Source organism: Variovorax atrisoli (assembly GCF_014195185.1).
Taxonomy (GTDB): domain Bacteria; phylum Pseudomonadota; class Gammaproteobacteria; order Burkholderiales; family Burkholderiaceae_C; genus Variovorax; species Variovorax atrisoli.
In genome coordinates this window covers 61073-84460 of sequence record NZ_JACIBG010000004.1, presented here as the reverse complement: position 1 = coordinate 84460, position 23388 = coordinate 61073, and the positions used below count along the sequence as shown (strand labels likewise).

Genomic DNA, 23388 nt, shown 5'->3' with positions numbered 1-23388 from the left:
GGCAAGTCCCCGATGTCACCTCAGAACAAGGCCGCCGCAGGCCGTCGCGCCAGTGCCTCGAAGACCGGCTCGGGCGATGCTGCGAACCCCAAGCAGCAGCAGCTCGAAGGCTTCACCGTCGAGCACCCCACCACGCTCACCACCAACCAGGGCCTGCAGTTTCCCGACAACCACAACTCGCTGAGAGCGGGCGTGCGCGGCCCGACGCTGCTCGAAGACTTCATCCTGCGCGAGAAGATCACGCACTTCGACCATGAGCGCATCCCGGAGCGTGCGGTGCATGCGCGCGGTTCGGCGGCGCACGGCTACTTCCAGGTCTACAAGTCGATGTCGCAGTTCACCTGCGCCGACTTCCTGCAGGACCCGGAGGCGAAGACGCCCGTGTTCGTGCGCTTCTCCACCGTGGCCGGCTCGCGCGGATCTGCCGACACGGTGCGCGACGTGCGCGGCTTCGCCGTCAAGTTCTACACCCGCGAGGGCAACTACGACCTCGTGGGCAACAACGTCCCGGTGTTCTTCATCCAGGACGCGATCAAGTTCCCCGACCTGATCCACGCCGTCAAGCCCGAGCCGCACCACGAGATGCCGCAGGCCGCGAGCGCGCACGACACCTTCTGGGACTTCGTCTCGCTGATGCCCGAGAGCACCCACATGCTGATGTGGGCCATGAGCGACCGCGCCATCCCACGCAGCCTGCGCATGATGGAAGGCTTCGGCGTGCACACCTTCCGCTTCATCAACAGCCGAGGCGAAAGCCACTTCGTGAAGTTCCACTGGAAGCCCAAGCTCGGCGTGCACGGCCTCGCGTGGGACGAGGCGCAGAAGATCGCCGGCAAGGACCCCGACTTCCACCGCCGCGACCTGTGGGAAGCCATCGAGAACGGCGACTTCCCCGAGTGGGAGCTCGGCGTCCAGCTGATACCGCAGGACAAGGAACACTCGCTGGGCTTCGACCTGCTCGACCCCACCAAGCTCATCCCCGAGGAGATGGTGCCGGTGCAGAAGATCGGCCGGCTGGTGCTCAACCGCAACCCCGACAACTTCTTCGCCGAGACCGAGCAGGTGGCCTTCCATCCCGGTCACCTCGTGCCCGGCATCGACTTCACCAACGACCCGCTGCTGCAGGGGCGCCTGTTCTCGTACACCGATACGCAGATCTCGCGGCTGGGCGGCGCGAACTTCCACGAGCTGCCGATCAACAAGGGCGTGTGCCCCTTCCACAACTTCCAGCGCGACGGCATGCACCGCCAGACCATCGCGCGCGGCCAGGTGGCCTACGAGCCCAACACGCTGGGCAGCGGCACCGAGTTCCGCGTGGACGGCGGCAGCCACGGCTTCCAGTCGTTCCCCGAGGAGATCGATCCGCCCAAGGTGCGGCGGCGCAGCGCCTCCTTCGACGACCACTTCACGCAGGCGCGCCTGTTCTTCGACAGCCAGAGCGCGGCCGAGAAGGAGCACATCATCGCGGCCTTCCGCTTCGAGCTGTCGAAGCTGGAGGTGCCGGCCATCCGCCAGCGCATGGTCGACAACCTCGCGCATGTGGACGAGAAGCTTGCGCGTCGCGTGGCCGAGCCGCTGGGCATCGGCGAGCCCGATGCGAGGGCGGCGGCGGGACGCGCGGGCTTCCGCGACCACCGCATGTCGCTGCCCATCGACGAGTCGCCCGCGCTGAGCATGGCCGACACCGGCGACGGCTCCATCCGCACGCGGAAGATCGCGATCCTCGTGGCCGACGGCGTCGACTCGGCCTCGCTCAAGCCGATCCGCGACGCGCTCGAGCATGCGGGCGCGCAATGCAAGGTGGTGGGCCCGCGCCTGGGCACCGTCGCCAGCGCGTCCAGGCGCCAGATCGAGGTGGATGCGACCTTCGTCAACACGCCCTCGGTGATGTTCGACGCGGTGCTCGTGCCCGCCGGTGCCGAGGGCGCCGCGGCGCTCGCGGGCATGGGCGACGCGGTGCACTTCGTGCTGGAGGCCTACAAGCACTGCAAGGCGATCTGCACGGTGGGCGAGGGTGCGCGGCTGCTGTCCTCTCTGGGCATCGACGAGAACACGCCGCCCGAGGAAACGCCCGCCGGCGTGGTGGCTGCGGCGACGCCGGTCACCAACCTGGGCGACAACACGGCCGCGACCGAGATCGCGCAGCGCTTCATTGCCGCCATCGCCAAGCATCGCCACTGGGACCGCGCGAACATCGACGCCGTTCCTGCATAGGCCGCAGGCCCCGCGTTCCTAGTCCTTTAGGGCTAGACCGTAATGCGAATAGGCGCGCCCCAGGGGCGCTCCTAGACTTTCCCCCCGAGGCCTGAACGGCGCGCACTCCCGCGATGTCGATGGTCCGCCGAGGCGGACCCACAGGGCCATACGCGGGGGTCCAATGGCGTGGTTTTCGAGATGGGGAAGGGAGCGCCCTGCACGTCGTCGTGCCGGCATCGCAGGTGCGCTCGGTCTTGCAGGCATTCTTCTGATGGGCCATGGCTCCGTGGCGTGGGCACAGCAGCCGACGAGCGCCGAAGCCGCCGCCAGCAAGGCAGAGCAGGCCCGCCTCGCGGACACCGACACGCTGCTGGCGCTGACCAGCGAGGGCGCGGTGCTCTACGGGCAGGACTCGGTCAAGCTCTCCGGCTATCAGTACTGCAGCCAGGCCGTCGCGCTGGCCGAGGCGGGCGAGTTCCGCCAGAGCGTACGTGCCGCGAGCAAGGCGCTGCACCTGGCCAACGCCACCAACGATCCCAACCTCATGGCCATGGCCAACCGCGACCTGGCCATCGTCTACAGCTACTCGGGCCAGCTCGAGAAGGCCGAGGAGTTCGCGCGCGAGGCGCTCAGGCACCAGGCGCGCGACCCCAAGCTGGTGGTCGGCCCGGTGCAGAAGGTGATCGGCGACGTGCGTTCGCGCCGCGGCGACTATTCGGGCGCGGTGCTCAGCTATGACGAGGCGCTGGCGAACAGCTCGCAGCGCTATGCGCCGCTGGTGCAGGCATCGCTGGTCAACGCGCTGATCGAATCGGGCGATGCGGCGCGGGCGCGCGAGGTGCTCGGCACCATGGGGCCGCCCAAGGACGCGCCGCTCGCCGCGCAGCTCGACCGCACCCGCGCCCGGCTGCTGCTGGCGGAGAACAAGCCCGCCGAGGCGCGCGATGCCTACCGCGCGCTCACCGCCCGGCAGGTGGGCGCAGACACCGAGTACTACCGCCTCTGGGCCTGGGACGGCGTGGCGCGCAGCGAACTCGCGCTGGGCCAGAAGCAGGCCGCCGCCGAGGCCGTGGGCCGAGCGCTGGGCGACGTCGACAAGGTGCGCGCGAGGTTCCGCAGCGAGGAATTCAAGATGGGCCTGTTCTCGGACCTGCAGACGGTGTTCGAGCGCGGCGTGGCCGTCTACAGCGACGCGGGCGATGCACGCCAGGCCTTCGAGGTGAGCGAACGCAGCCGTGCGCGCGCCCTGCTCGACGCGGTGCGCGGCCGCGCGAAGATCAGCGAGCAGGCCGCCGCCACCGTCGATCTCCCCGCGCTGCAGCGCACGCTCGCGGCCGACGAGCGCGTGGTGCAGTTCCATTCGCTGCCCGACCGCCTCGTGGTGTGGGTGGTGGGCCCGGACAGCATCGTGGAGAAGTCCGTGGCGGTGAAGCGCGACGAGCTCAACGAGCTGGTCGAGACCTTCCGCAACTCCATCGTGCGCGGGCGGCGCACCGCCATCACCAACGCCGACAAGCTGGGTGCCGCACTGCTCGGCCCGCTGGGCATCGCACCGGGCCAGCGGCTGGTGGTGGTGCCGCACGGGCCGCTGCACTACCTGCCGTTCCAGGCGCTGCGGCTGGACGGCCGCTACATCATCGAGACGCATCCGGTGGCCGTGGCGCCTTCCATGAGCATCGCGGTGCAGCTCGCGCAGCGCACGCCGCGCGTGAACGCCTCGCTCACCGCGTTCGGCAATCCGCGCATCGAGGACAAGTACGACCTGCCCGGCGCGGAGACCGAGGTGAAGCAGCTCGCGCAGCTCTTCCCGCGCAACGCCGTCTACATGGGCGCGGCCGCCACCAAGACGCAGTTCCGCGACGTGGCCGCGCGCTCCCCGCTGATGCACGTGGCGGCCCATGCCGAGGCCGATGCGGTCGATCCGCTGTACTCGCGCATCCTGCTGGCCAACGAGGGCGGCAAGCAGAATTTCCTGGAGGCGCACGAGATCCTCGGGCTGCCGATGGACGGCACCGCGCTGGTCACGCTCTCGGCCTGCGAATCGGGCCTGGGGCGCATCGCGCAGGGCGACGAGGTGCTGGGCTTCACGCGCTCGTTTCTCTCGGCCGGCAGCTCCAGCCTGATCGCGTCGCTGTGGCCGGTGTCGGACGACGCCACCGCCGTGCTCATGAGCACGCTCTACGGCGAGCTCTCGAAGGGCCGCGACATCCAGAAGGCCATGCAGGCCGGCCAGCTCGCGGTGCTGAAGGATCCCAAGATGTCCCACCCCTTCTTCTGGGCGCCGTTCAACCTGATCGGCAACTGGCGTCTCACGGTGGGTAGCTGACATGAAAACCTGCCAACGCCCCATGTCGATCACGCCGATCGCCTTTGCCGTCACGGCCCTGGTCGGCGCCACGCTGCTCGTTGCAGCCCAGCGCACGCACGCAGCCGAAGCGGACGGCAACGCCACCGAACTGCTGCCGACCACGGACCCTTGCGGCACCTGCGACCGGCCGGTCGCCCAGGCGCCCACTGGCACCGTTGCGCCGCAGAGCCTGCCCGCGCCGCCGCGCGACAGGGGCGGTGCCGCCGGCGCGAGCTTCAGGCTCAACGACCTGCGCCTGAACGGCGTGAAGGCGCTGAGCAACGAGGAGCTGCAGGCCATCACCGGCCCCTTCATCGGCCGCGACGTGTCGCTCGCCGACCTGGAGGAACTCGCAAAGGCCATCACCGCGCGCTACAAGGAGCGCGGCTACTTCCTCGCGCAGGCCGTGGTGCCGGTGCAGACGGTGCGCGACGGCATCGTCGAGATCAGCGTGATCGAGGGCCGCCTGGGCAAGGTCGATGTGACGGTCGCGCCCGATGCGCCCATCGCCGAGTCGCGCGTGCGCGGCTTCCTCGCGCCGCTGCAGCCGGGTGCCGCCGTGAGCGCACCCGACTACGAGCGCGCGATGCTGCTGCTGTCGGACCAGCCGGGCATCAAGGTGTCGTCGGGCCTGCAGGAAGGCACGCAGCCCGGCACCACCGATCTCTCGGTCGAGGTGGCCGCCGCGCCGCGCTGGGCCTTCACCGCCGAGGGCGACAACCACGGCACCAAGGAATCGGGCCGCTACCGCGTAGGCGGCACCGCGCGCTGGCTCAGCCCCTTCGGCATCGGCGACAACCTCGACATGCGGCTGATGGTGTCCAACAGCAATGCGCTGCAGTTCGGCCGCATCGCCTACGAGGCGCCCATCGGCACCAGCGGGCTGCGCGCGGGCGTCGGCCTCTCGCGCGTGAGCTACGAGCTGGGCGGGCAGTTCGCCGACCTCGACGCGCGCGGGCGCGCCAACGTGCTCGACTTCTCGCTGAGCTATCCGCTGATCCGCCAGCGCCAGCAGAACCTCTTCCTGCGCCTGGGCGTGGACGTGAAGGACCTCACCGACGAGCTGCGCGCGGCCGACTTCAATTCGAAGAAGCGCGTCAACGGCCTGAGCCTGGGCTGGACGTGGGAGCGGCGCGACGAATTGCTCGGCGGTGGCTACTGGGCCAGCTCCGGCACGCTGTACCACGGCAACCTCTCCATCCGCGACCCCGAGAGCCGCGACTTCGACCGCAGCACCACGGGCCACAACACAGCGGGCGGCTTCACCAAGCTGAGCTTCCAGTTCTCGCGCCTGCAGGCCATCGTGCCGCGCCATTCGCTGTACCTGTCGGTGGGCGGGCAGTGGGCCAGCAAGAACCTCGACGCGTCGGAGAAGCTCTCGCTGGGCGGCGCGCGCGCGGTGCGCGCCTACCCCTCGGGCGAACTGCTGGTGGACCAGGGCGTGATCGGCACCGTCGAATGGCGCTGGTCGTTCAACGAGGAGCTCACGCCCTTCCTGTTCTACGACGCCGCGCACGGAAAGATCGTGCGCAACCCCACGCCCTACGACGGCGTCAACAGCCACAGCCTGCGCGGCTACGGCGTGGGCCTGAGCTGGTCGCGCCCGGGCAATTTCTCGATCAACGCGACGCTGGCCTGGCGCGCCGGCACGCCGCCCGCGCAGACCGATGGCGGGGGCCGCAACCCGCGGCTGTTCGTGCAGCTCATCAAGGCGTTCTGACATGGCACTCCCCCAGGCTTCGCGCACTTCGTGTCGCTTCGCCACCCCCCTCCAGGGGGCGACACCAGCGGCCGGCAGAGCCGGTTCCGCGGAGACCAGGTTCTCCCCCAGGCTTCGCGCACTTCGTGTCGCTTCGCCAACCCCCTCGCCGGGGCGACACCAGCGGCCCGGCAGAGCCGGTTCGGCGGTGTCCCGCGAATTGCGCACGCCGGTTTCATGCATTGCGCTCAAGCGAGAACGTCGTGGAACACTGAAATGAAACAACGCAATCCATCTTCGCGAGCTCCCGCGCGGCGCCTGCAGCTGCGGCCCATCGCGCTGTCGCTGATCTGCGCGGGTGCGGCGCCCGCCATGGCGCAGGTGCTGCCCACGGGTTTCACGCCGCTGGCCGGCAACGTCACCATGTCGCAGGCGGCGAACGTGATGACCATCAACCAGGGCCTGGCGCGCGGCATCGTCAACTGGACGAGCTTCTCCATCGGCGTGGGCGGTGTGGTGAACATCGTGCAGCCGGGCGCTTCCAGCGTGCTGCTCAACCGTGTGACGGGCAATGAGCTTTCCACCATCGCGGGTCAGCTCAACGCCAACGGGCGCATCGTGCTGGTCAACCCCGCCGGGGTGCTGTTCAGCCAGGGCTCCACGGTCAACGTGGGAGGCATCATCGCGTCCACGCTGGCCATGACGACCAGCGAAGCCGATTTCCTCAACCCGGCGACGACGAAGTTCAGTTTCGAGCGTGCGGACGCCAGCACGGCATCGGTCATCAACAACGGCCGCATCACTGCGACGGGCGGCGGCCCCGTGGTGTTGATGGGCGCCACGGTGGCCAATGCCCGCATCGGCAGCGATGACGACAGCGGCCGCATCACGGCCGACGGCGGCACCGTCGCGCTGGCCTCGGGCCGCAAGATCACGCTCGACCTTGCCGGAGACGGCCTGACCAACATCGTCATCGCGACCGATGCGATGGCCACGCACGCCAGCGTGAGCAACAGCGGCGCCCTCCAGGCCGATGGCGGGCGCGTGGCGCTCGTCGGCCGCTCGGCCACGGTCGGCGAGCTGGTGGTGAACCAGCGAGGCACGGTGCGCGCGCGCAGCGTGGGTACGCGCAACGGCGAGATCTTCCTGGGCGGTGGCGAGGACAACGAAGTGCAGCTCACCGGCGGCACGCTCGACGCCACCGGCGCCGCCGCAGGCGAACGCGGCGGCGACATCCGCGTGCTGGGCGGCAAGGTGACCGTGCAGGGGCTGGCCGACGGCACCAAGGGCGTGGCCGATGCCAGCGGCCAGGCCGGTGGCGGCTCGGTCACGGTGCAGGGCTATGACGTGGCACTTTCGCCGAACGCAGTGCTGCGCGCCGACGGCACGGGCGCAGGCGCCGGCGGCACGATCAGCGTGGGCACCGCGACCGGCGCTGCCTTCGCAGGCGATGCCGCCAACCCGCTGCCGGAGCGCGAGTCGCATGTGCAGGTCTTCGGCGAACTCACCGCGCGGGGCGCCAGCAGCGCTGCCGGGGGCAGCATCACCACGAGCGGCGACTTCGTGCGCATCGACCCGGCGCGTGTCGACGCCGCAGGCGGTGCGCAGGGCGGGGCCAACGGGCGATGGACGGTGTCGACTGGCAACAACCTCACCGTGGACGCGGATGCCGACATGCCGGCCTACGACGGCGCCTATCCCTCCCTGTCCTTCAGCGACGTGAGCGCGCGCGCCGTGGGCGCCACGCTCGGGCGCGGCACCGACGTGACGCTGTCGAGCACCCGTACCGGCGACAGCGCGGGCGTGACCTTCGGCAATGATGCGCAGGTGGTCAAGAACGAGGGCGGCAGCGCCACGCTGCGCGTCGACTCGGCTGGCGGCATCGCGATGAACAGCGGCTCGGCCATCGACGCGCGCGTGGGTGCGCTCAACGTCGACTTCAACGCCGACTCGACCGGGCTGGTGGCGAAGAATGCCGCGCAGGTGAACGTCGGCGGCGGCAACCCGAGCTTCGAACTCGACTACGGTGCGTCGATCATCATGAGCGGCGCGACCATCGACGCCAACGGCGGCAACATCCGTTTCTTCGGTCAGGGCGACGCGAACAACGGGCGCGCGGTCGGCGGTTCTCTGTCGCACAGCGAACTGACGTGGAGCGACGGCATCTTCCTGAGCAACAGCACGCTCGCGACCAGCGGCGCCGGGCAGGTCTCGCTGCGCGGCCAGGGACGCACGCGGGTCGACTCGCAGGACAGCGACACCAATTTCGTCTACGTGGGCACCGGCGGCGTGTCGCTGCAGGACAGCGCCGTGCAGGGTGGCAGCGGCGGCGTCAGCATCGACGGACTGGCCTCGCTCGGCGGCGACGGCGTGCGCCTGAGCAACGGCACCAAGGTCTCGACACCGGGCAACGTCACGGTCACCGGACGAGGCGTGGACTGGACCGACAACACGCTGCCGGCCGGCTCCATCGACACCACCACGGCCGTGAACATCGACAGCTCATCCATCGAAGCGGGCGGTGACGTGCGTATCGAAGGCACGGGCGCGAACCTGCAGGCGCTGACCAAGTACCTCCAGTTCGCGGCCAATGGCCGCACGGCCGGCGGCGGCAACGGGGTGGCGCTGTCGGGCAGCGTGAGCGCGGGCGACGGCCGGCGCATCGACATCGTGGGCAAGGCCGGCAGCGCAGGCTTCACCGCCGCACTGGACGGCGGCGGCGCGGTGGTCACCACGCCCACCGGCATACCGGTCTATGGCGTGGCGGTGAGTGCCGATTCGTCGCAGCCGAATCCGCTGCGCACCGCGGGCGGCACCATCGCGCTCGACGCCCAGGGCACCGATATCTCGCTGCGCATGAACACCTTCGGCTCCGGCCTCGGCGCCGCGCCCGACGGCGCCATGCTGTCGGTGGCCAGCAGCACCGGCCAGGGAGGGCATATCTCGCTGACCGGGCGCAACGTGCTGGTGGAAGGCTCGCAGAACTTCGACGGTACGGTCCTGCCCGCCACTCTCGATGCCGGCGGTGCCACCGGTGGCGGCAGCATCGACATCACCGCAAGCAATGTCATCGCCCTCGGCAGCAACAGCAGCCTGGATGCCAGCGCCGGCTCGGCGGGCGGCAACGGCGGCACCATCAACGTGATCTCGGGCGACACGCTGCGCGCCTACGGCAGCATCTCCGCACGCGGCGCGGGCGCAGGCAACGGCGGCAAGATCGAGACGTCGGCACCGCACTTCGCGCTGGCGGGGCTGCGTGTGGACGCGTCGGCGCAGTCGGGCTCGGCGGGCCAGGCGGGTACGTGGACCATCGATCCCTACAACGTCACCATCGCCCACGGCACCGCCAGCGGCAGCCTCACCGGGGACCCCTTCGTGCCGATCGCGAACTCCACCGTGCAGGACGGCGACATCAACGCGGCGCTCGACAAGGGCACCAGCGTGACGATCACCACCGGCACGGGCGGGCTGGCGACCGACGGGAACATCAGCTTCGACACGCTCGCGGCCATCCAGCGCACCACCGGCGGCGCGCCGGTGACCTTCCAGCTCGACGCGGCACACAACATCAGCGGCTCCGGCGCCACCAACTCGATCCAGTCGACCGGCGGCGCGCTCAACGTCGTGTTCAACGCCGGCGTGGGCGGGCAGGGCGGGGCGATCAGCTACAACGGCAGCATCGCCACCAACGGTGGCGACGTGACGATGAACGCCGCCGCCGGCGCGAGCTCCGGTTCTGCGATCTCGCTCAACAGCACTACCATCGACACGCGCACCACGGCAGGCGACGCCGGACCGGGCGGCTCCGTGTCGATCACCGGCACGCGCAGCCTGCCGACCACGATCGTCAACACGGTGCCCACGGTGGACCTCACCGGCGTCACCATCACCAGCAGCACCGGCGACGTGACGATCTCGGGCATCGGCCAGCACGGCGACGGCGTGCGCATACAGAACGGCACGGCACCCAGCCAGATACTCACCACCAGCGGCGACATCTCCATCGCCGGCGTCGGCGCCAGCTACACCTACAGCCTCTCGCCGCTCTCCGTGCAGAGCGTGGACATCACCGGCGCAACGGTGATCCGCAGCGTCGACGGCAACATCGGCATCCGCGGCCTCGTGACGCCGGGCCCGCTCGATGCGCCATCCGGCGGCGTTCTGGTGGGCGGCACGACGCTCGTCACCACGCTGGGCCTCGGCAGCATCGATATCGCGGGTGAATCCCAGGCCAACGGCACGGGCCTGACGGTCGCTGCCGGCGCGCGGGTGAGCGGAAACAACAACGTGGTGCTGCGCGCCAGCAACAACGGCAGCTCCGACGCGCTGGTGCTGGCCGGAAACGTCCGCGCCGGCAACGTACTGAACCTGCGCCCCGGCGGCGTCGACGCCGCGGGCAACGCGGTCGATCGCACCGCCAACCCCATCACGCTGGGCGGTACCGCAGCCAACGGTTTCGCCGTATCGGCCGACGAGTTCACGCGCCTCGATGCGCCCACCATCGTGGCCGGCAGCAACGCGCACGCCGGCAACATCTCCGTGGTGGGTCCGCTCACCCTGCCAGGCGCACTGACATTGCAGAACGGCGGTGGCGGTGGCATCCAACTCGGCGGTGCGATCACCGCATCGACCGTGGGGCTGGTCTCCGCCGGCGACATCACGCAGACGGCCGCGGCACCGATCACCGCCGGCACGCTGCTGGCGCGCTCCACCGGCGGCAGCGTGCTGCTGGACCAGGCCGCGAACAACGTCAGCGCCGACACCCTGGGCGGCGGCGCGGCCGGTGCCTTCCGCTACGTGGACGTCGACACGGTCAAGCTCGGCCCGGTGAGCGTCACCGGCTACGACGCCGCGGGCAATGCGCCGCAGGTCGTGTCGGCAACATCGATGGCCGCCAATACCGTGGCGGTGCGCACGCTCACCGGCGACCTGCTGCTGGGCACCGACGTGAGCAGCACCGGCGGGGTCGACCTCGTGGCGGGCTCGCGTTTCCAGAACACCGGCAGCTACGGCATCACCGGCGCGCCCTGGCGCGTGTGGGCCAACACCTGGGTGGGCGAGACGCGCGGCGGGCTCGCGGGATCGGGGCTGTATCCGAACCTCTACCACTGCGCCTACTCTGGCCTGTGCGCGGTGAGCATTCCGGCGGGCGCCAACCATTTCATCTACGCGCAGCAGCCGGTGGCCACGGTGGTCATCGGCAACGCGAGCAGGCCCTTCGGCTTTCCGAATCCGCTGTTCAGCTACGGCATCGGCGGGCTGATCCTGGGCGACACGGGCGCCGGCTTCGCGGGATTCATGTTCTCGCCCGCGCTGCAGACCAGTCCGCCGGGCGTGTACCCGATCAACGGCAGCTTCACCTCGGCCGAGGGTTATGCGGTCAACGTGGTGCCGGGCAACCTGTTCGTCAACCAGATGCCCGACCTGCCGCGCCCCGATGCGCTGCGCGACCTGCCCGCCACCTGGGTGTACGACCGCAACATCGGTCCGCCGCCGATCTGCTTCGCCACCGGCCCGCTCGACGGCGACCGCGCATCGCAGGGCGGCGACGTGCTGGCGCGCGAATGGTCGCGCGTGCGCTCGCGGCCCAACCTCTCGAGCTGCGTCGACACCGAGAAGCGCAACGGCTGCGCCGATTTCTGAGGCGAGTGAGCGCTGTTGCGGAGCGGCGGTGGCGAACCGTTGTGCAAGGAGGCAAGGCCGCCTCATGCACATGGTCTTCAGCGTCGAGAGCAACCAGACCGTCAACACCGGGTTCGCCGGCATTTCGAGAGGCCCTGCAATGATCTTTTGGAGGTCGGCTTATCGAGGTGAGCGCCTTGCGCGGGGCGCGCGGCCCCGCGAAGCTCGCGCAGGTTATGCGATGCCTCGTGCGCGCCGGTTCGACATCAGCACGTTGTCCTTCGGAATGGCCTGGCCCTCGCGCATCGCCAAGATCCAGGCGTCCGTCGTGGTCACGGCCGCGAAGTTGCTGTGGAACACCACGCTGAAGACGCGGTGGATCTCCTCCGCCGTGACCTTGCCCGCGGCGTTCTCGTAGGGGAGGGCGCCGCTGGCGTCGGAGATGAACTCGACGGCCAGGCCGCGGTGCATGGCCTCGTACACGGTGGAGGCGTCGCAGTTGTGCGTCATGTAGCCGGCCACGCTCAGCGTGTCGATGCCGTGGCGCGCGATCCAGTCGGCGAAGTCGGTGCCGGTGAACACGCTCGGAAAGCTCTTGGTGACGAGGTGGTCGTGCGGCCGCTTCGCGATCTCGGGATGCAGCTGGCCGTTGTGCGCATCGGCCTGGAACACGGGCGCGCCCTTGGGCGCATGGTGGCGCACCACCACCACGGGCGTGCCGGCGGCGTGGGCGGCGTCCATGGCCCGGGTCACGTTGGGCAGTGTCTGCAGGATGGGCGGGTATTCGATGGGCAGGCCGCCGCCTTCGAAGTATTCGTTCTGCACGTCGATGACGACGAGGGCGCGGCGTGGCGCGGGCGTGTTGCTGCTCATGAGTGGCTCCTTCTGCTGTCGGTTCGGATGGCTTGATTCTTCCTGCCGGCACCGCCGCCCGAAAGTGGCCCGAAAGCCATTCATCGATAAGATCGGGCCATGAGCTCGCCTGCTGCGGAAACCGTCGCCGTCGTCGCCTTCGATGGCATCAGCCCCTTCCACTTGTCCGTGCCCTGCATGGTCTTCGGCGAAGACCGCACGGACGCGGGCGCATCGCGCTTCCGCGTGCAGGTGTGCGCGTCGGAGCCCGGCGAGCTGCGCACCAACGCGGGCTTCTCGCTCGTGGTGCCGCACGGGCTGGAGGCGATTCGACGCGCGCGAATCGTGGTGGTGCCTTCATGGCGCGACGACTGCAGCGCGGCGCCGCCGGCGCTCATCCGGGCGCTGCAGGCGGCGCACCGGCGCGGCGCGACCGTGATGGGCCTGTGCCTCGGCGCCTTCGTGCTGGCCGAGGCCGGCCTGCTCGACGGCCGCCCGGCCACCACGCACTGGAAGCTGGCGCCCGCCTTCGCGAAGCAGTACCCGAAGGTGAAGCTGCAGCCCGAGGTGCTCTACGTGGAAGACGGCAACGTGCTCACCTCTGCCGGCACCGCGGCGGGCATCGACTGCTGCCTGCACCTGCTGCGCGTGCGCTACGGCGCCGAGACGGCCAACCGCGCCGCGCGCCGCATGGTGGTGGCGCCGCACCGGCAGGGCGGGCAGGCGCAGTACATCGAGCAGCCCGTGCCCGCCGCCGCCGAGCGCGACCGGCTCGCGCCGCTGCTCGAATGGCTGGGCCGGCACCTCGACAGGCCGCACGATCTCGACGACCTCGCGCGGCGCGCGCTCATGAGCCGGCGCAACTTCACGCGGCGCTTCCGCGAATCCACCGGCACCACCGTCGGCCAGTGGATGCAGAACCAGCGCCTCGCGCTCGCGCAGCGGCTGCTCGAGACCACCGACCATCCGGTGGAACGCATCGCCACCGGCGCCGGCTTCGGCTCGGCGGTGTCGCTGCGCAAGCACTTCGTCTCGGCCTTCAAGCTGTCACCCACCGCCTACCGCCAGCAGTTCTCGCGCGCATGAACGAGAAAGAGGGCGTGCTTCGCATCAGGAAACCCTGAGTGCCAGGGATACCGCGGAACCGGCTTTGCCGGGCCGCAGGTATCGCCCCCTGGAAGGGGGGTGGCGAAGCGACACGAAGTGCGCGAAGCCTGGGGGTGAGTTCAAGCTCTCGCGGAACCGGCTTTGCCGGGCCGCAGGCATCGCCCCCTGGAAGGGGGTTGGCGAAGCGACACGAAGTGCGCGAAGCCTGGGGGTGAGTTCAAGCTCTCGCGGAACCGGCTTTGCCGGGCCGCAGGTATCGCCCCCTGGAAGGGGGTCGGCGAAGCGACACGAAGTTGGGGGTCAGACCATGATTTGACGCCGCGTCGTCAGCAGCGCGCGCAGCTTGGCCGGCGCGACCGGCTTGGTCAGCAGCATCACGCCGCCGTGGCGCAGCCGCTGAAGCACCTCGGGCCCGGTGGCGCCCGACACCAGCACCGCCAGCGCATCGGGCTGCAGCCGCCGGGCGGCGTCGATCACGTCGACGCCATCGCCGTCGCCCGCGAGTTGCAGGTCGCACAGCACCGCGTCGTAGTGGATGTCGCCGGTGCCCAGCCGCGCGATGGCCTCGGCGCCGGTGCTCACGCATTCGACCTGGCAGCCCCACTGCTCCAGCAGCGCGCGGCTGCCGTCGAGGATGGCGGGGTCGTCGTCCACCACCAGGCATCGCAGTCCGGCCAGCGGCGCGGGTGCGATCTGCGGCGGCTGGGGCGGCGTCACGTCGGCCAGCCGCGCGGCCGGCAGCGTGAAGGCGAAGGTGCTGCCGGCCTGCAGCGCCGAGCGCACGGTGATGCGCGTGCCCAGCAGCGCCGCGATGCGCGCGCAGATCGCCAGGCCCAGCCCGAAGCCGCGGCGCCGGTCGCGCTCGGTGTTGGCCACCTGGTAGAACTCCTCGAAGATGCGTCCCTGGTGGATGGGCGCGATGCCCACGCCGTTGTCGCGCACCTCGATGCGCACGCCGCCCGCGCTGCGCCGCGCCGCCACCAGCACCGTGCCGCCCTCGGGCGCGTGGCGCAGCGCGTTGGTGACGAGGTTGCCGACGATGCGCCGCAGCATCGACGCATCGGATCGCACGGCCAGCCCGCGGTCGCTCCAGCGCAGCCACACGCGGGCCTCGACGGCGGCTGCGGCGTGCTGTGCATCGAGCTGGTCGAACAGCTCCGCGAGCGGCACCTTGGCGATGGCCGGCGTGAGCACCTGCGCGTCGAGCCGCGAGATCTCGAGCAGGTCGTCCAGCAGCACGCCCATGAACTCGGTGCTCTCCTGCAGCCGCAGCACGGCCGGGCGCTGCGCGGGCGAGGCGCCGGGCAGCAGGCCGTCGATGAACAGGCCCATGGCATGCAGCGGCTGGCGCAGGTCGTGGCTCGCGGCCGCGAGGAAGCGTGCGCGCGAGAGGGCCGCCTGCTCGGCCTCGGCCATGCGCTGCAGCGCGACGGCGGTGGCCTCGCGCACCTGCTCCTCGCTGACCTGGCGGTTGCGCTGCAGGCGCTCGGCCAGCCGGTCGATGTCGTGCGCGAGCACCGCGAGCTCGTGCGTGCCGCGCGCGCCGCCTTCCGCCACGTCGCAGCGCACCTCGAAATGCCCCGCCTCCAGCGCCGCGACCGTGCGCGACACGCGCCGCAGCGGCCGCGCCACCGTGCGCGCCATGTGCCGCACCGAGGCCCACGCCGCGATCAGCGCGACCAGCGCGATGCCGACGCCCGCGATCAGCGAGCGGCTGCGCTCGCGCGTGTAGGCCGTGGTGTCGCGGAAGGTCTGCACCAGCCCGATGGGCGCATCGCCCGCCGCGGTGGAGCCGGCGGGCGCGAAGGCGCTGGCGCGCGAGGCCTCGCGCAGCGTGACCGGCGAGGTGAACATGCGCAGCTGCCCCAGCGACGGCGTCTTGGGCCCGGCGGTCACGTAGATGCCGGCGCTGTTGCTGATCTCCACGCGCGTGACCTGCCCGCCGCGCAGCGCGGCATTGGCCACGTTCTGAAGGGCCGGCACATCGCCCGCGTAGAGGCTCAGGTCGGACATGGCCGCCACCTGCTTCGCGACGGACTGGCCTTCGGCGTCGAAGGCGGCTTCGAGCGTCTGCAGCCGGTTGTGCGTGAACCAGCCGGTGAGCGCCAGCGCCACCGCCGCGCACGGCACCACGCCGAGGCGGAACAGGTCGCGCTGGAGGTTGCCGCGCAGGACCAGCGTGTGCGGCGAGCGGAAGGACGCGGGCGGCGGCGAAGCCGAAGCGGCCGGCGCATCCGCACCCTCCGCCCCCGTGGGCTCGGCCGGGTCGAGGGAAGGTGGAGCGCTGCTCATCGCGGGGCCGCGAGCCGGTCGGTCAGTTCCCGTTCCTCCGGCAGGCGCAGGCCGAGTCCGCGTGCCACGGTGGCGTTGACGCGCACGGCGGCCGGCGTAGCGGCTTCCACCAGCGGTGCGTTGTTGCTGCTGCCCGCCCCGGCCGCGGCGGCGCTCGCGACCTTCTGCCCGAGCTGACGCGCCTGCTGTGCGAGTTGCGAGGGCGTGGAGACCGCCGCTGCCAGCCCGCCCGATCGCACCAGCCCCTCGCTGGCGCCGAACACCGGCAGGCCCGCGCTCGCGCCGGCGCGCAGCACCGACAGCGTGGCCGCCTGGTTGTCACCGATCAGGTCGGGCAGCACCATCAGCGCGTCGCTCTGCGGCACCACCAGCCGCAGCGCCGAGGCGATCGACCGCGCGTCGGGCACGTATTCCACGCGCAGGTCCCATGCCGGGTTCGCGCCCTGGGCGGCGCGCTGCAGCTCGCGCACCAGCGGCTCCGACTCCGGCGTGGCGACCACGCCCACGCGGTGCTTCTGCGGCAGCACCGCATTGACCAGCGCGAGCTGGTCGGCCATGGCCGGGTCGCGCAGCAGCACGCCCACGCGGCGGTCGCCGCGCCGCAATGCCGGACTGGATGCCTTGAGCGTCTCGTATTCGAGCCGGCTGAGCATCGCCAGCACCAGCGGCTCCTGGCCCGGCCGCTCAATGGCGGCGCGCGCGGCGGCAGGGCCGACGGCCATGGTGAGCGGCGCATCGGCGGCCGCGCTGCGCAGGCTGCGCGTGCGCACGCCCGCGTTGGCGGCGCGCTCTTGATCGGGGGCGGGAGCGAGGGCCGCCGCTTCGGGCTGCGCGACGGCCGCACCGCCGGGCGGGATGCGCACCAGCTCGAACCTGCCGCCGGGCTCCTGGTCGGCGCGCAGCTGCTGCACGAACTCGGAGGAGGCCGCCATGTCGTCGCCCATCAGCACCGTGAGGCTTGCGGCCGCCGCGCCGCCGGCCGCCGCGGCCCAGGCGAGCATCGCCGCCAGCGCGATGCGGACGGCGCGCCACGGCCTTCTCGAGGAGGGCGGGAGGACGGGAATCACGGCAACAAACATGGACTGCTTCCGCAGCGAGAGGCGAATGACCCAATGTAAGGACGTCCCCTTCTTCGCGCGATAAGGCGGAGGGCTTATGTCAGCGTCCGCGGCGCCCTGCCGGTGTGACGAATTCCTCGCGGTGATGGCCGCAAGGCCTATGCCTGACGGAGTAGCTGGTTCTCCCCCAGGCTTCGCGCACTTCGTGTCGCGCGCGCCTTCCCCCTTCCGGGGGCAACACCAGCGGCCCGGCGAAGCCGGTTCCGCGGTAGCACTTGCCTCACCCCCAGGCTTCGCGCACTTCGTGTCGCTTCGCCACCCCCTTCCGGGGGCAACACCTGCGGCCCGGCAAAGCCGGTTCCGCGGTAGCACTTGGCTCACCCCCAGGCTTCGCGCACTTCGTGTCGCTTCGCCACCCCCCTTCCGGGGGCAACACCTGCGGCCCGGCAAAGCCGGTTCCGCGGTGTTTCGCGCTAGGAGAGCGCTTTTTAAGCGCTGGCTGCCTGCGCTGCCGCGGCTCGCTGCGCCTGGATCGCCTGGCGCAGCACGCGCGGCGACACCGGCTTGTAGAGCACCGTGATTCCGGCGCTCGCCACCTCGCGCAGGCGGTCGGGCTTGGTCTCGCCGGTCACAAGCAGGCGGGCGGTGCCCGGGCCGATGCCGCGCGGATGGCGCTCCAGCGCGGCGATCACGTCCAGGCCGTTGTCGCCGCCTTGCAGCAGCAGGTCGCTGATGACCACGTCGGGCGGCTGCGCCCAGCCGTCGGCCATGGTCAGCGCCTCGGCGCGGGTCTGCGCGGGCAGCACCTCGGCGCCCCAGTTGGAGAGCACCACCGTCAGGCCCTCGAGGATGGTGCGCTCGTCGTCGATCACGAGGATGCGCACGCCGGCCAGGCTCTCTTCTTCCTCGATGGCGGCGAGGGAGGGCGCCGCCGCGGGCACCGGCAGCGCGGCGGCGGCCGAGCGCACCAGCACCCGCACGCAGGTGCCCTTGTTCAGCTTCGATGTCAGATCCACCCGCGTGTTGAGCAGCTCGGCCAGTCGCTGCACCGTGGCCAGGCCCAGCCCCATGCCCCGCGCGCCGCGCGATGCCGCCTGCCGGCCCGCGGGCTCGACCTGGTAGAACTCCTCGAACACCCGCGCCTGGTGGTGCGCGGCGATGCCCACGCCGGTGTCGACCACGTCGATGCGCACGCCCCGGCCGCGCCGCCGCGCGCCGATCAGCACGCCGCCCTCGATGGTGTGGCGCAGCGAGTTCGACACCAGGTTGTTCAGGATGCGCGAGAGCATCACGTAGTCGCAGCGCACCCACACGTCGGTCTTGCGCACCACCAGCCGCAGGCCCTGCTGCTCGGCCACCGGTCGGAAGTTGCGGCTGATCTCCTCGAAGAGCCGGTCGAGCGGGAAGTCGATCCACTGCGGCTGCAGCACGCCCGCGTCCAGCTGCGACAGGTTCAGCAGCTCGGAGAAGAGGCGGTCCAGCGAATCCACGCACTCGCGGATGTGGCCGATGCGCTGCAGCTTCACCGGATCGCTCTCGCCGTTGGCCAGCCCGTCGGAGAAGAGCGTGAGCGCGTGCAGCGGCTGGCGCAGGTCGTGGCTGGCGGCGGCCAGCAGCCGGGTCTTGGCCTGGCTGGCCACTTCGAGCAGCTGGTTCTTGCGCGCCAGCTCGGCGGTGGCCTCGTTGATGCGGCTCTGCAGCAGCCGGTGGCTTTCGGCGAGCGCGCGCGCGGCCTCGTTGAAGCCCTGCTGCAGGTGGCGCACCTCGGCCGTGCCCTCGATGGCCACGCTCGCGTCCTCGCCCGCGCCCAGCCTGTCGACCGCCTTGCCCAGCGCGCGGATCGGCTCGCTGATGCGCCTGGCGGCCCACCAGCCGGCCAGGCCCACGCCCACCAGGCTGATCGCGAGCACCAGCCCCACGTTGAGCCATACCGAGCGCCGCGCGCTCTGCACAGCCGCCAGGCTCATCTCGACCATCACCTTGCCGTTGTGGCGGCCGTCGTCGCTCACGATGGGCACCACCACCTGCAGGCCCTCGGCGCGGGCGCGGTCCATGGTCTCGGAGTTGGCGACGATCTCGCCGTCCTCCGTCCAGATCTGCACCTGCTGCACGTTGGGCTGGTAGGTGCCCGACTGGGCGGTGCGCGCAAGCGCGCGGCGGTCCATGCGCGCCAGCGGCGCCTGCGCCACCGTGGCCACCTGCAGCGCCACGGTCTGCGCGTTGGCGCGCATCAGCTCGGTGAGGTTGCCCAGGTGCTGGCGCGTCAGCACGGCGATGGCCGCCAGCGTGGCCAGGGCCGCCGGCACCATCGCCAGCAGGATCAGCTGCTGGGCGAAGGTCAGGCGCCCCAGGCTCCGGATGACGCGGAAGTTCCAGTTCATGAGGGCATCGCAGGCATGGGCGCCGAGCTTAGGAGGGCGTTCCGGGGCAGGAAAGCTGGGAAAAACATCACAACAAATGTTTGCAATTGATATTTAATGGCGTCCGCGCTGCCCATGTTAGACCCGCCGATGCGCGCCGGCCCTATGTCTTTCGCTTCAGAAATGCTGGCTTCCCTGCGCCGATTCGCCGAGTTCTCAGCCGCCGTGCTCCGCGCGGGCACCCTGGCGCTGCTCACGGCGCTGCCCCTCGCGGCGCCTGCCCAGGTCAATCCGCTGGACGGCCCGGTGCGCTTCGGCATCCTGCCGCTGGGCGGTGCGTTCGAATCGCGCAGCGACTGGGACCCGCTCCTGGCCGAGCTCAGCCGCGCGATCAACCGGCCGGTGAGCGTGCTGTCGGTCAACTCGTACGAGGCGCTGGAGCAGGCCATCCAGCGCGACGAGGTCGACATGGCCTTCCTCTCCGGGAAGATGGCGCTCGACGCCGTCACCCAGCGGCGCATGAAGGTGGTGGCGCAGGTGGTGCGCCATGACGGCCTGCCGGGCTACCGCGCGCTGCTGCTGTCGCGCAAGGCGCCGCCCTTCAACTCGCTGAAGAACCTGCTGGAGCAGCCCGATCGCTGGCGGCTCGCGCGCGGCGAGAAGCAGTCGGTGTCGGGCTTCATCGTGCCGCAGCTGCAGCTCTTCCTGCCGAACCATATCGCGATGGAGACGCGCTTCCGCAGCGAGATCGTGGGTACCCACCAAGCGACCGCGCTGGCCGTGGCCAACAACGAGGCCGACGTGGCCACCAACAACACCGCCGACTTCGAGCGCTTCAAGACGCGCTTTCCAGCCGAGACCGAGCGGCTGCAGGTGCTATGGGAGTCCGACCTGATCCCGCATGCGCAGATCGTGGTGCGGCGCGAATACACGCCCGAGCTGCGCAAGCGCGTGCAGGCCTTCCTGGTGGCCTACGGGCGCGGCAAGGGCCCGCGCGGCGACGCCGAGCGCGTGGTGCTGAAGTCGCTGCACGATCTGGCCGGCTTCGTGGCGGCCGACAACAGCTCGCTGCAGCCGGCCGCCAAGCTGGCCTACCAGCTCGCGAAGCAGAACGCCATGACCGCGCAGTGGGTGAACGACGCCGCGCGCGAAGCCCGGCTGCAGCGCATCGAGAGCGGCTACGCCGAGCAGGTCAGCGTGCTGAAGGACGTGTCGCCATGACGCTGCGCACCGGGCTGCGGCGCGCGGTCGCCGTGCTGCTGGCCTTCCTCATCGCGATGCCGGCCGTGGCGCAGCAGGGCACGGCGACAGGAGCCGCGGTGGCGCCGGCCGAGAAGGGCGCGCCGTCGCCCGCCATCCGGATGCTTCGCTTCGGCGTGCTGCCGCTGGGCGGCACCGTCGAGTCGCGCGCGCTGTGGACGCCGCTCATGAACGACCTGGGTCGCGCGCTCGGCATGCCGGTCAGCATGTATTCGGTGCCGACCTACGAAGAGCTCGACCGCGCCATCGGGCGCGACGAGATCGACATGGCCTTCCTCTCCGGAAAGATGGCGCTGGACGCCGTGATGCAGCGTCGCATGAAGGTGGTGGCGCAGATCGCGCGGCACCCCGGCATGCCCGAGCACCGCGCGGTGCTGCTGGTGCGCAAGGCAGGCCCGCTCAACACGCTCGAGGGCCTGCTCGCGCAGCCCGAGAAGTGGCGCCTGGCGCGCGGCGACAGCCGCTCGGTCACCGGCTTCATCGTGCCGCAGAGCCAGCTCTTCCTGCCGAACAACATCGAGATGGAGACGCGCTTTCGCAGCGAGTTCGTCGGCACCCACCAGGCCACCGCGCTGGCCGTGGCCAACGGCGACGCCGACGTGGCGACCAACAACACCACCGACCTGGAGCGCTTCCGCCAGCAGTTCCCCATCGAGGCCGAGCGGCTGAAGGTGATCTGGGAGTCGCAGCCGCCGCCCGGCGCGCAGATGGTGGTGCGGCGCGACTTCCCGCCCGAGTTCCAGGCGCGGCTGCAGAACTTCCTGACCGGCTACGGCAAGGCCAAGGGCACGCGCGGCGACGCCGAGCGCGAGGTGCTCAAGAGCCTGCGCGCGGCCTACGGCTACATCGCCGCCGACGACAGCGCGCTGCTGCCGCAGGCGCAGCTGGAGCGCCAGCTCGGCAGGCAGCACGCCATGGCCGCCGCGTGGGTCAACGAGGCCGCGCGCGAGCAGCGGCTGCAGCGCATCGAGAAGACCTACGCCGAGCAGGTCGAGATGCTGCGGCCCGCCTCCCGCTGAAGCGTCCGTCCTCCGCTGCCCGGCCGCCGGGCCGCCCGCCTGCGCAGGGCGAATCTCTACTCCCTTCGCCGTAGCTCCAGAGCCCCTGCCTAGGCCGTTAGCTAGGCCTTAAGGCGGATTTGCCACCAGCCCCCCGAGCCGGAAACTTCGTGTTTCTTTCAGGCAACCCTTGCCGTTGACGGAGTGCGGATGAGTTGGCGAACAAAAGTGGTCTGGAGCGAGGGGATGCTGTTGCAGCCTCAGCACCTGCAGCAGAGCGAGCGTCATGCCGATCACGCGCGGCACGTGCTGCTGCGTTCCACCACACCCTACGCCTGGGGCTTCGCCGAGCTGGAGATCGACCCGGCCGCGCTCACGCTGGGCAAGCTGGCGCTGGTGCGCGCGGTGGGCCTGTTCGGCGACGGCACCGTCTTCGACATGCCTGCGGTCGACCCGCTGCCCGAGCCCATCGACATTCCATCCACCATGCGCGACGAGGCCGTGGTGCTCGCGCTGCCGCTGCGCCGCGCGGGCGCGCGCGAGGCCGACGCGGAAGAGTATGAGGAGCTGGTGCGCCACCGCGTGCTCGAGTCGGAGGTGCCCGACTCCAACACCGCCGGCGAGCGCACCGCGATGCTGCAGCTGGGCCAGCTCCACACGCGCCTGATGCGCGCGAGCGAGGCCACCGATGCGTGGACCACTCTCGGCGTGGCCCGCGTGGTCGAGCGCCGCGTCGACAACCAGGTGCAGCTCGATCGCGCGATGCTGCCGCCGCTGCTCGACGTGGCCGGCCATGCCGTCATCCGCGCCTGGCTCGACGAACTGCTGGGCCTGCTGCGCCAGCGTGGCGAGGCGCTGGCCGGCCGGCTCACGCAGGGCGGCACCGGCGGCGTGGCCGAGATCGCCGACTTCATGCTGCTGCAGGCCGTCAACCGCAACGAGGCCGTCTTCGCGCACCTCGCGAAGAGCGCGATGCTGCATCCGCAGCATTTCTTCGAGCATGCGCTGGGCCTTGCGGGCGACCTCGCGAGCTTTCGCGACTCGCGCCGCGTGTCGCGCTTCGGTCCCTACATCCACGACGACCTCGCGATGAGCTTCCGTCCGCTCATGGACGACCTGCGCCGCAGCCTGTCGATGGTGTTCGAGCAGTCGGCCATCCGCATCGACCTGCACGACCGCAAGCACGGTGTGCGCGTGGCGGTGGTCACCGACGTGGAGCTGCAGCGCAAGGCCACCTTCGTGCTCGCGGTGAGTGCGAGCATGCCCAGCGAGGCGCTGCGCGCGCGCTTTCCCACGCAGGTCAAGATCGGGCCGGTCGAGCGCATCCGCGACCTCGTCAACCTCGCGCTGCCGGGCGTCACGCTCACGCCGATGCCGGTGGCGCCGAGGCAGATCCCCTTCCACACGGGCGCCAGCTATTTCGAGCTGGAGACGCGCAACAGCGACCTGTGGCGGCAGCTAGAGCAGTCGGGGGGCATCGCGATGCACATCGCGGGCGATTTCCCCGGGCTCGATCTCCAGTTCTGGGCAATACGAGCATGACCCCCAGTCTTCGCGCACTTCGTGCCGCTGCGCCAACCTCCTTCGAGGGCGCAAC

General features: G+C 70.8%; 12 protein-coding genes. 8 read left to right on the top strand and 4 right to left on the bottom strand.

What is annotated here, in order from left to right; translation table 11 throughout:
• The first annotated feature begins 12 nt into the window (after nt 1-12).
• The 4 genes from katE to FHY06_RS15570 all read left to right on the top strand — a co-directional run bounded on the left by katE (nt 13) and on the right by FHY06_RS15570 (nt 11885).
• Nucleotides 13-2214: a catalase HPII gene (katE, locus tag FHY06_RS15585; protein WP_132752048.1), complete on the top strand. Its 2202-nt coding sequence runs from the start codon at nt 13-15 to the stop codon at nt 2212-2214.
• A 253-nt stretch (nt 2215-2467) separates the two neighbouring features.
• Nucleotides 2468-4522 (top strand): CHAT domain-containing protein, encoded by a 2055-nt coding sequence (locus FHY06_RS15580; protein WP_260310460.1) that lies wholly within the window; start codon nt 2468-2470, stop codon nt 4520-4522.
• A gap of 22 nt (nt 4523-4544) precedes the next feature.
• On the top strand, nt 4545-6263 hold the full coding sequence (locus FHY06_RS15575; RefSeq protein WP_184605723.1) for a ShlB/FhaC/HecB family hemolysin secretion/activation protein: 1719 nt from the start codon (nt 4545-4547) through the stop codon (nt 6261-6263).
• Between the two features lie 255 nt (nt 6264-6518).
• The gene (locus FHY06_RS15570; protein WP_184605722.1) at nt 6519-11885 is read left to right on the top strand and encodes a two-partner secretion domain-containing protein; all 5367 of its coding nucleotides are present in this window, start codon (nt 6519-6521) and stop codon (nt 11883-11885) included.
• Nucleotides 11886-12098: 213 nt separating this feature from the next.
• Here FHY06_RS15570 and FHY06_RS15565 read toward each other — a convergent pair whose 3' ends face one another.
• Complete coding sequence (locus FHY06_RS15565) at nt 12099-12737, bottom strand: cysteine hydrolase family protein (protein WP_184605721.1); 639 nt, start codon at nt 12735-12737, stop codon at nt 12099-12101.
• A gap of 99 nt (nt 12738-12836) precedes the next feature.
• Between FHY06_RS15565 and FHY06_RS15560 the strand changes: the two genes are divergently transcribed.
• Nucleotides 12837-13802 carry a GlxA family transcriptional regulator gene (locus FHY06_RS15560; protein WP_145760143.1) on the top strand — a complete coding sequence of 322 codons (966 nt, stop codon included), beginning with the start codon at nt 12837-12839 and terminating at the stop codon, nt 13800-13802.
• A gap of 321 nt (nt 13803-14123) precedes the next feature.
• On the opposite strand, the gene FHY06_RS15555 is transcribed toward FHY06_RS15560, so the two are convergent.
• The 3 genes from FHY06_RS15555 to FHY06_RS15545 form a co-directional block, all read right to left on the bottom strand.
• A complete protein-coding gene (locus tag FHY06_RS15555) occupies nt 14124-16115 on the bottom strand; it encodes a hybrid sensor histidine kinase/response regulator (protein WP_184605720.1) in 1992 nt (663 codons plus the stop codon).
• Nucleotides 16112-17182 (bottom strand): ABC transporter substrate binding protein, encoded by a 1071-nt coding sequence (locus FHY06_RS15550; protein WP_311733700.1) that lies wholly within the window; start codon nt 17180-17182, stop codon nt 16112-16114. Before FHY06_RS15550 ends, FHY06_RS15555 begins: the two co-directional genes overlap by 4 nt.
• 479 nt (nt 17183-17661) lie before the next feature.
• On the bottom strand, nt 17662-19554 hold the full coding sequence (locus FHY06_RS15545; protein ID WP_019655678.1) for an ATP-binding response regulator: 1893 nt from the start codon (nt 19552-19554) through the stop codon (nt 17662-17664).
• A gap of 162 nt (nt 19555-19716) precedes the next feature.
• On the opposite strand from FHY06_RS15545, the gene phnD reads away from it, so the two are divergent.
• From phnD to tssK, 3 genes are all read left to right on the top strand, one after another.
• The gene (gene phnD / locus FHY06_RS15540; RefSeq protein WP_019655679.1) at nt 19717-20754 is read left to right on the top strand and encodes a phosphate/phosphite/phosphonate ABC transporter substrate-binding protein; all 1038 of its coding nucleotides are present in this window, start codon (nt 19717-19719) and stop codon (nt 20752-20754) included.
• Nucleotides 20751-21812: a phosphate/phosphite/phosphonate ABC transporter substrate-binding protein gene (locus tag FHY06_RS15535; RefSeq protein WP_184605718.1), complete on the top strand. Its 1062-nt coding sequence runs from the start codon at nt 20751-20753 to the stop codon at nt 21810-21812. Before phnD ends, FHY06_RS15535 begins: the two co-directional genes overlap by 4 nt.
• Before the next feature lie 189 nt (nt 21813-22001).
• A complete protein-coding gene (gene tssK / locus FHY06_RS15530; protein WP_019655681.1) occupies nt 22002-23333 on the top strand; it encodes a type VI secretion system baseplate subunit TssK in 1332 nt (443 codons plus the stop codon).
• The last annotated feature ends 55 nt before the right edge of the window (nt 23334-23388 follow it).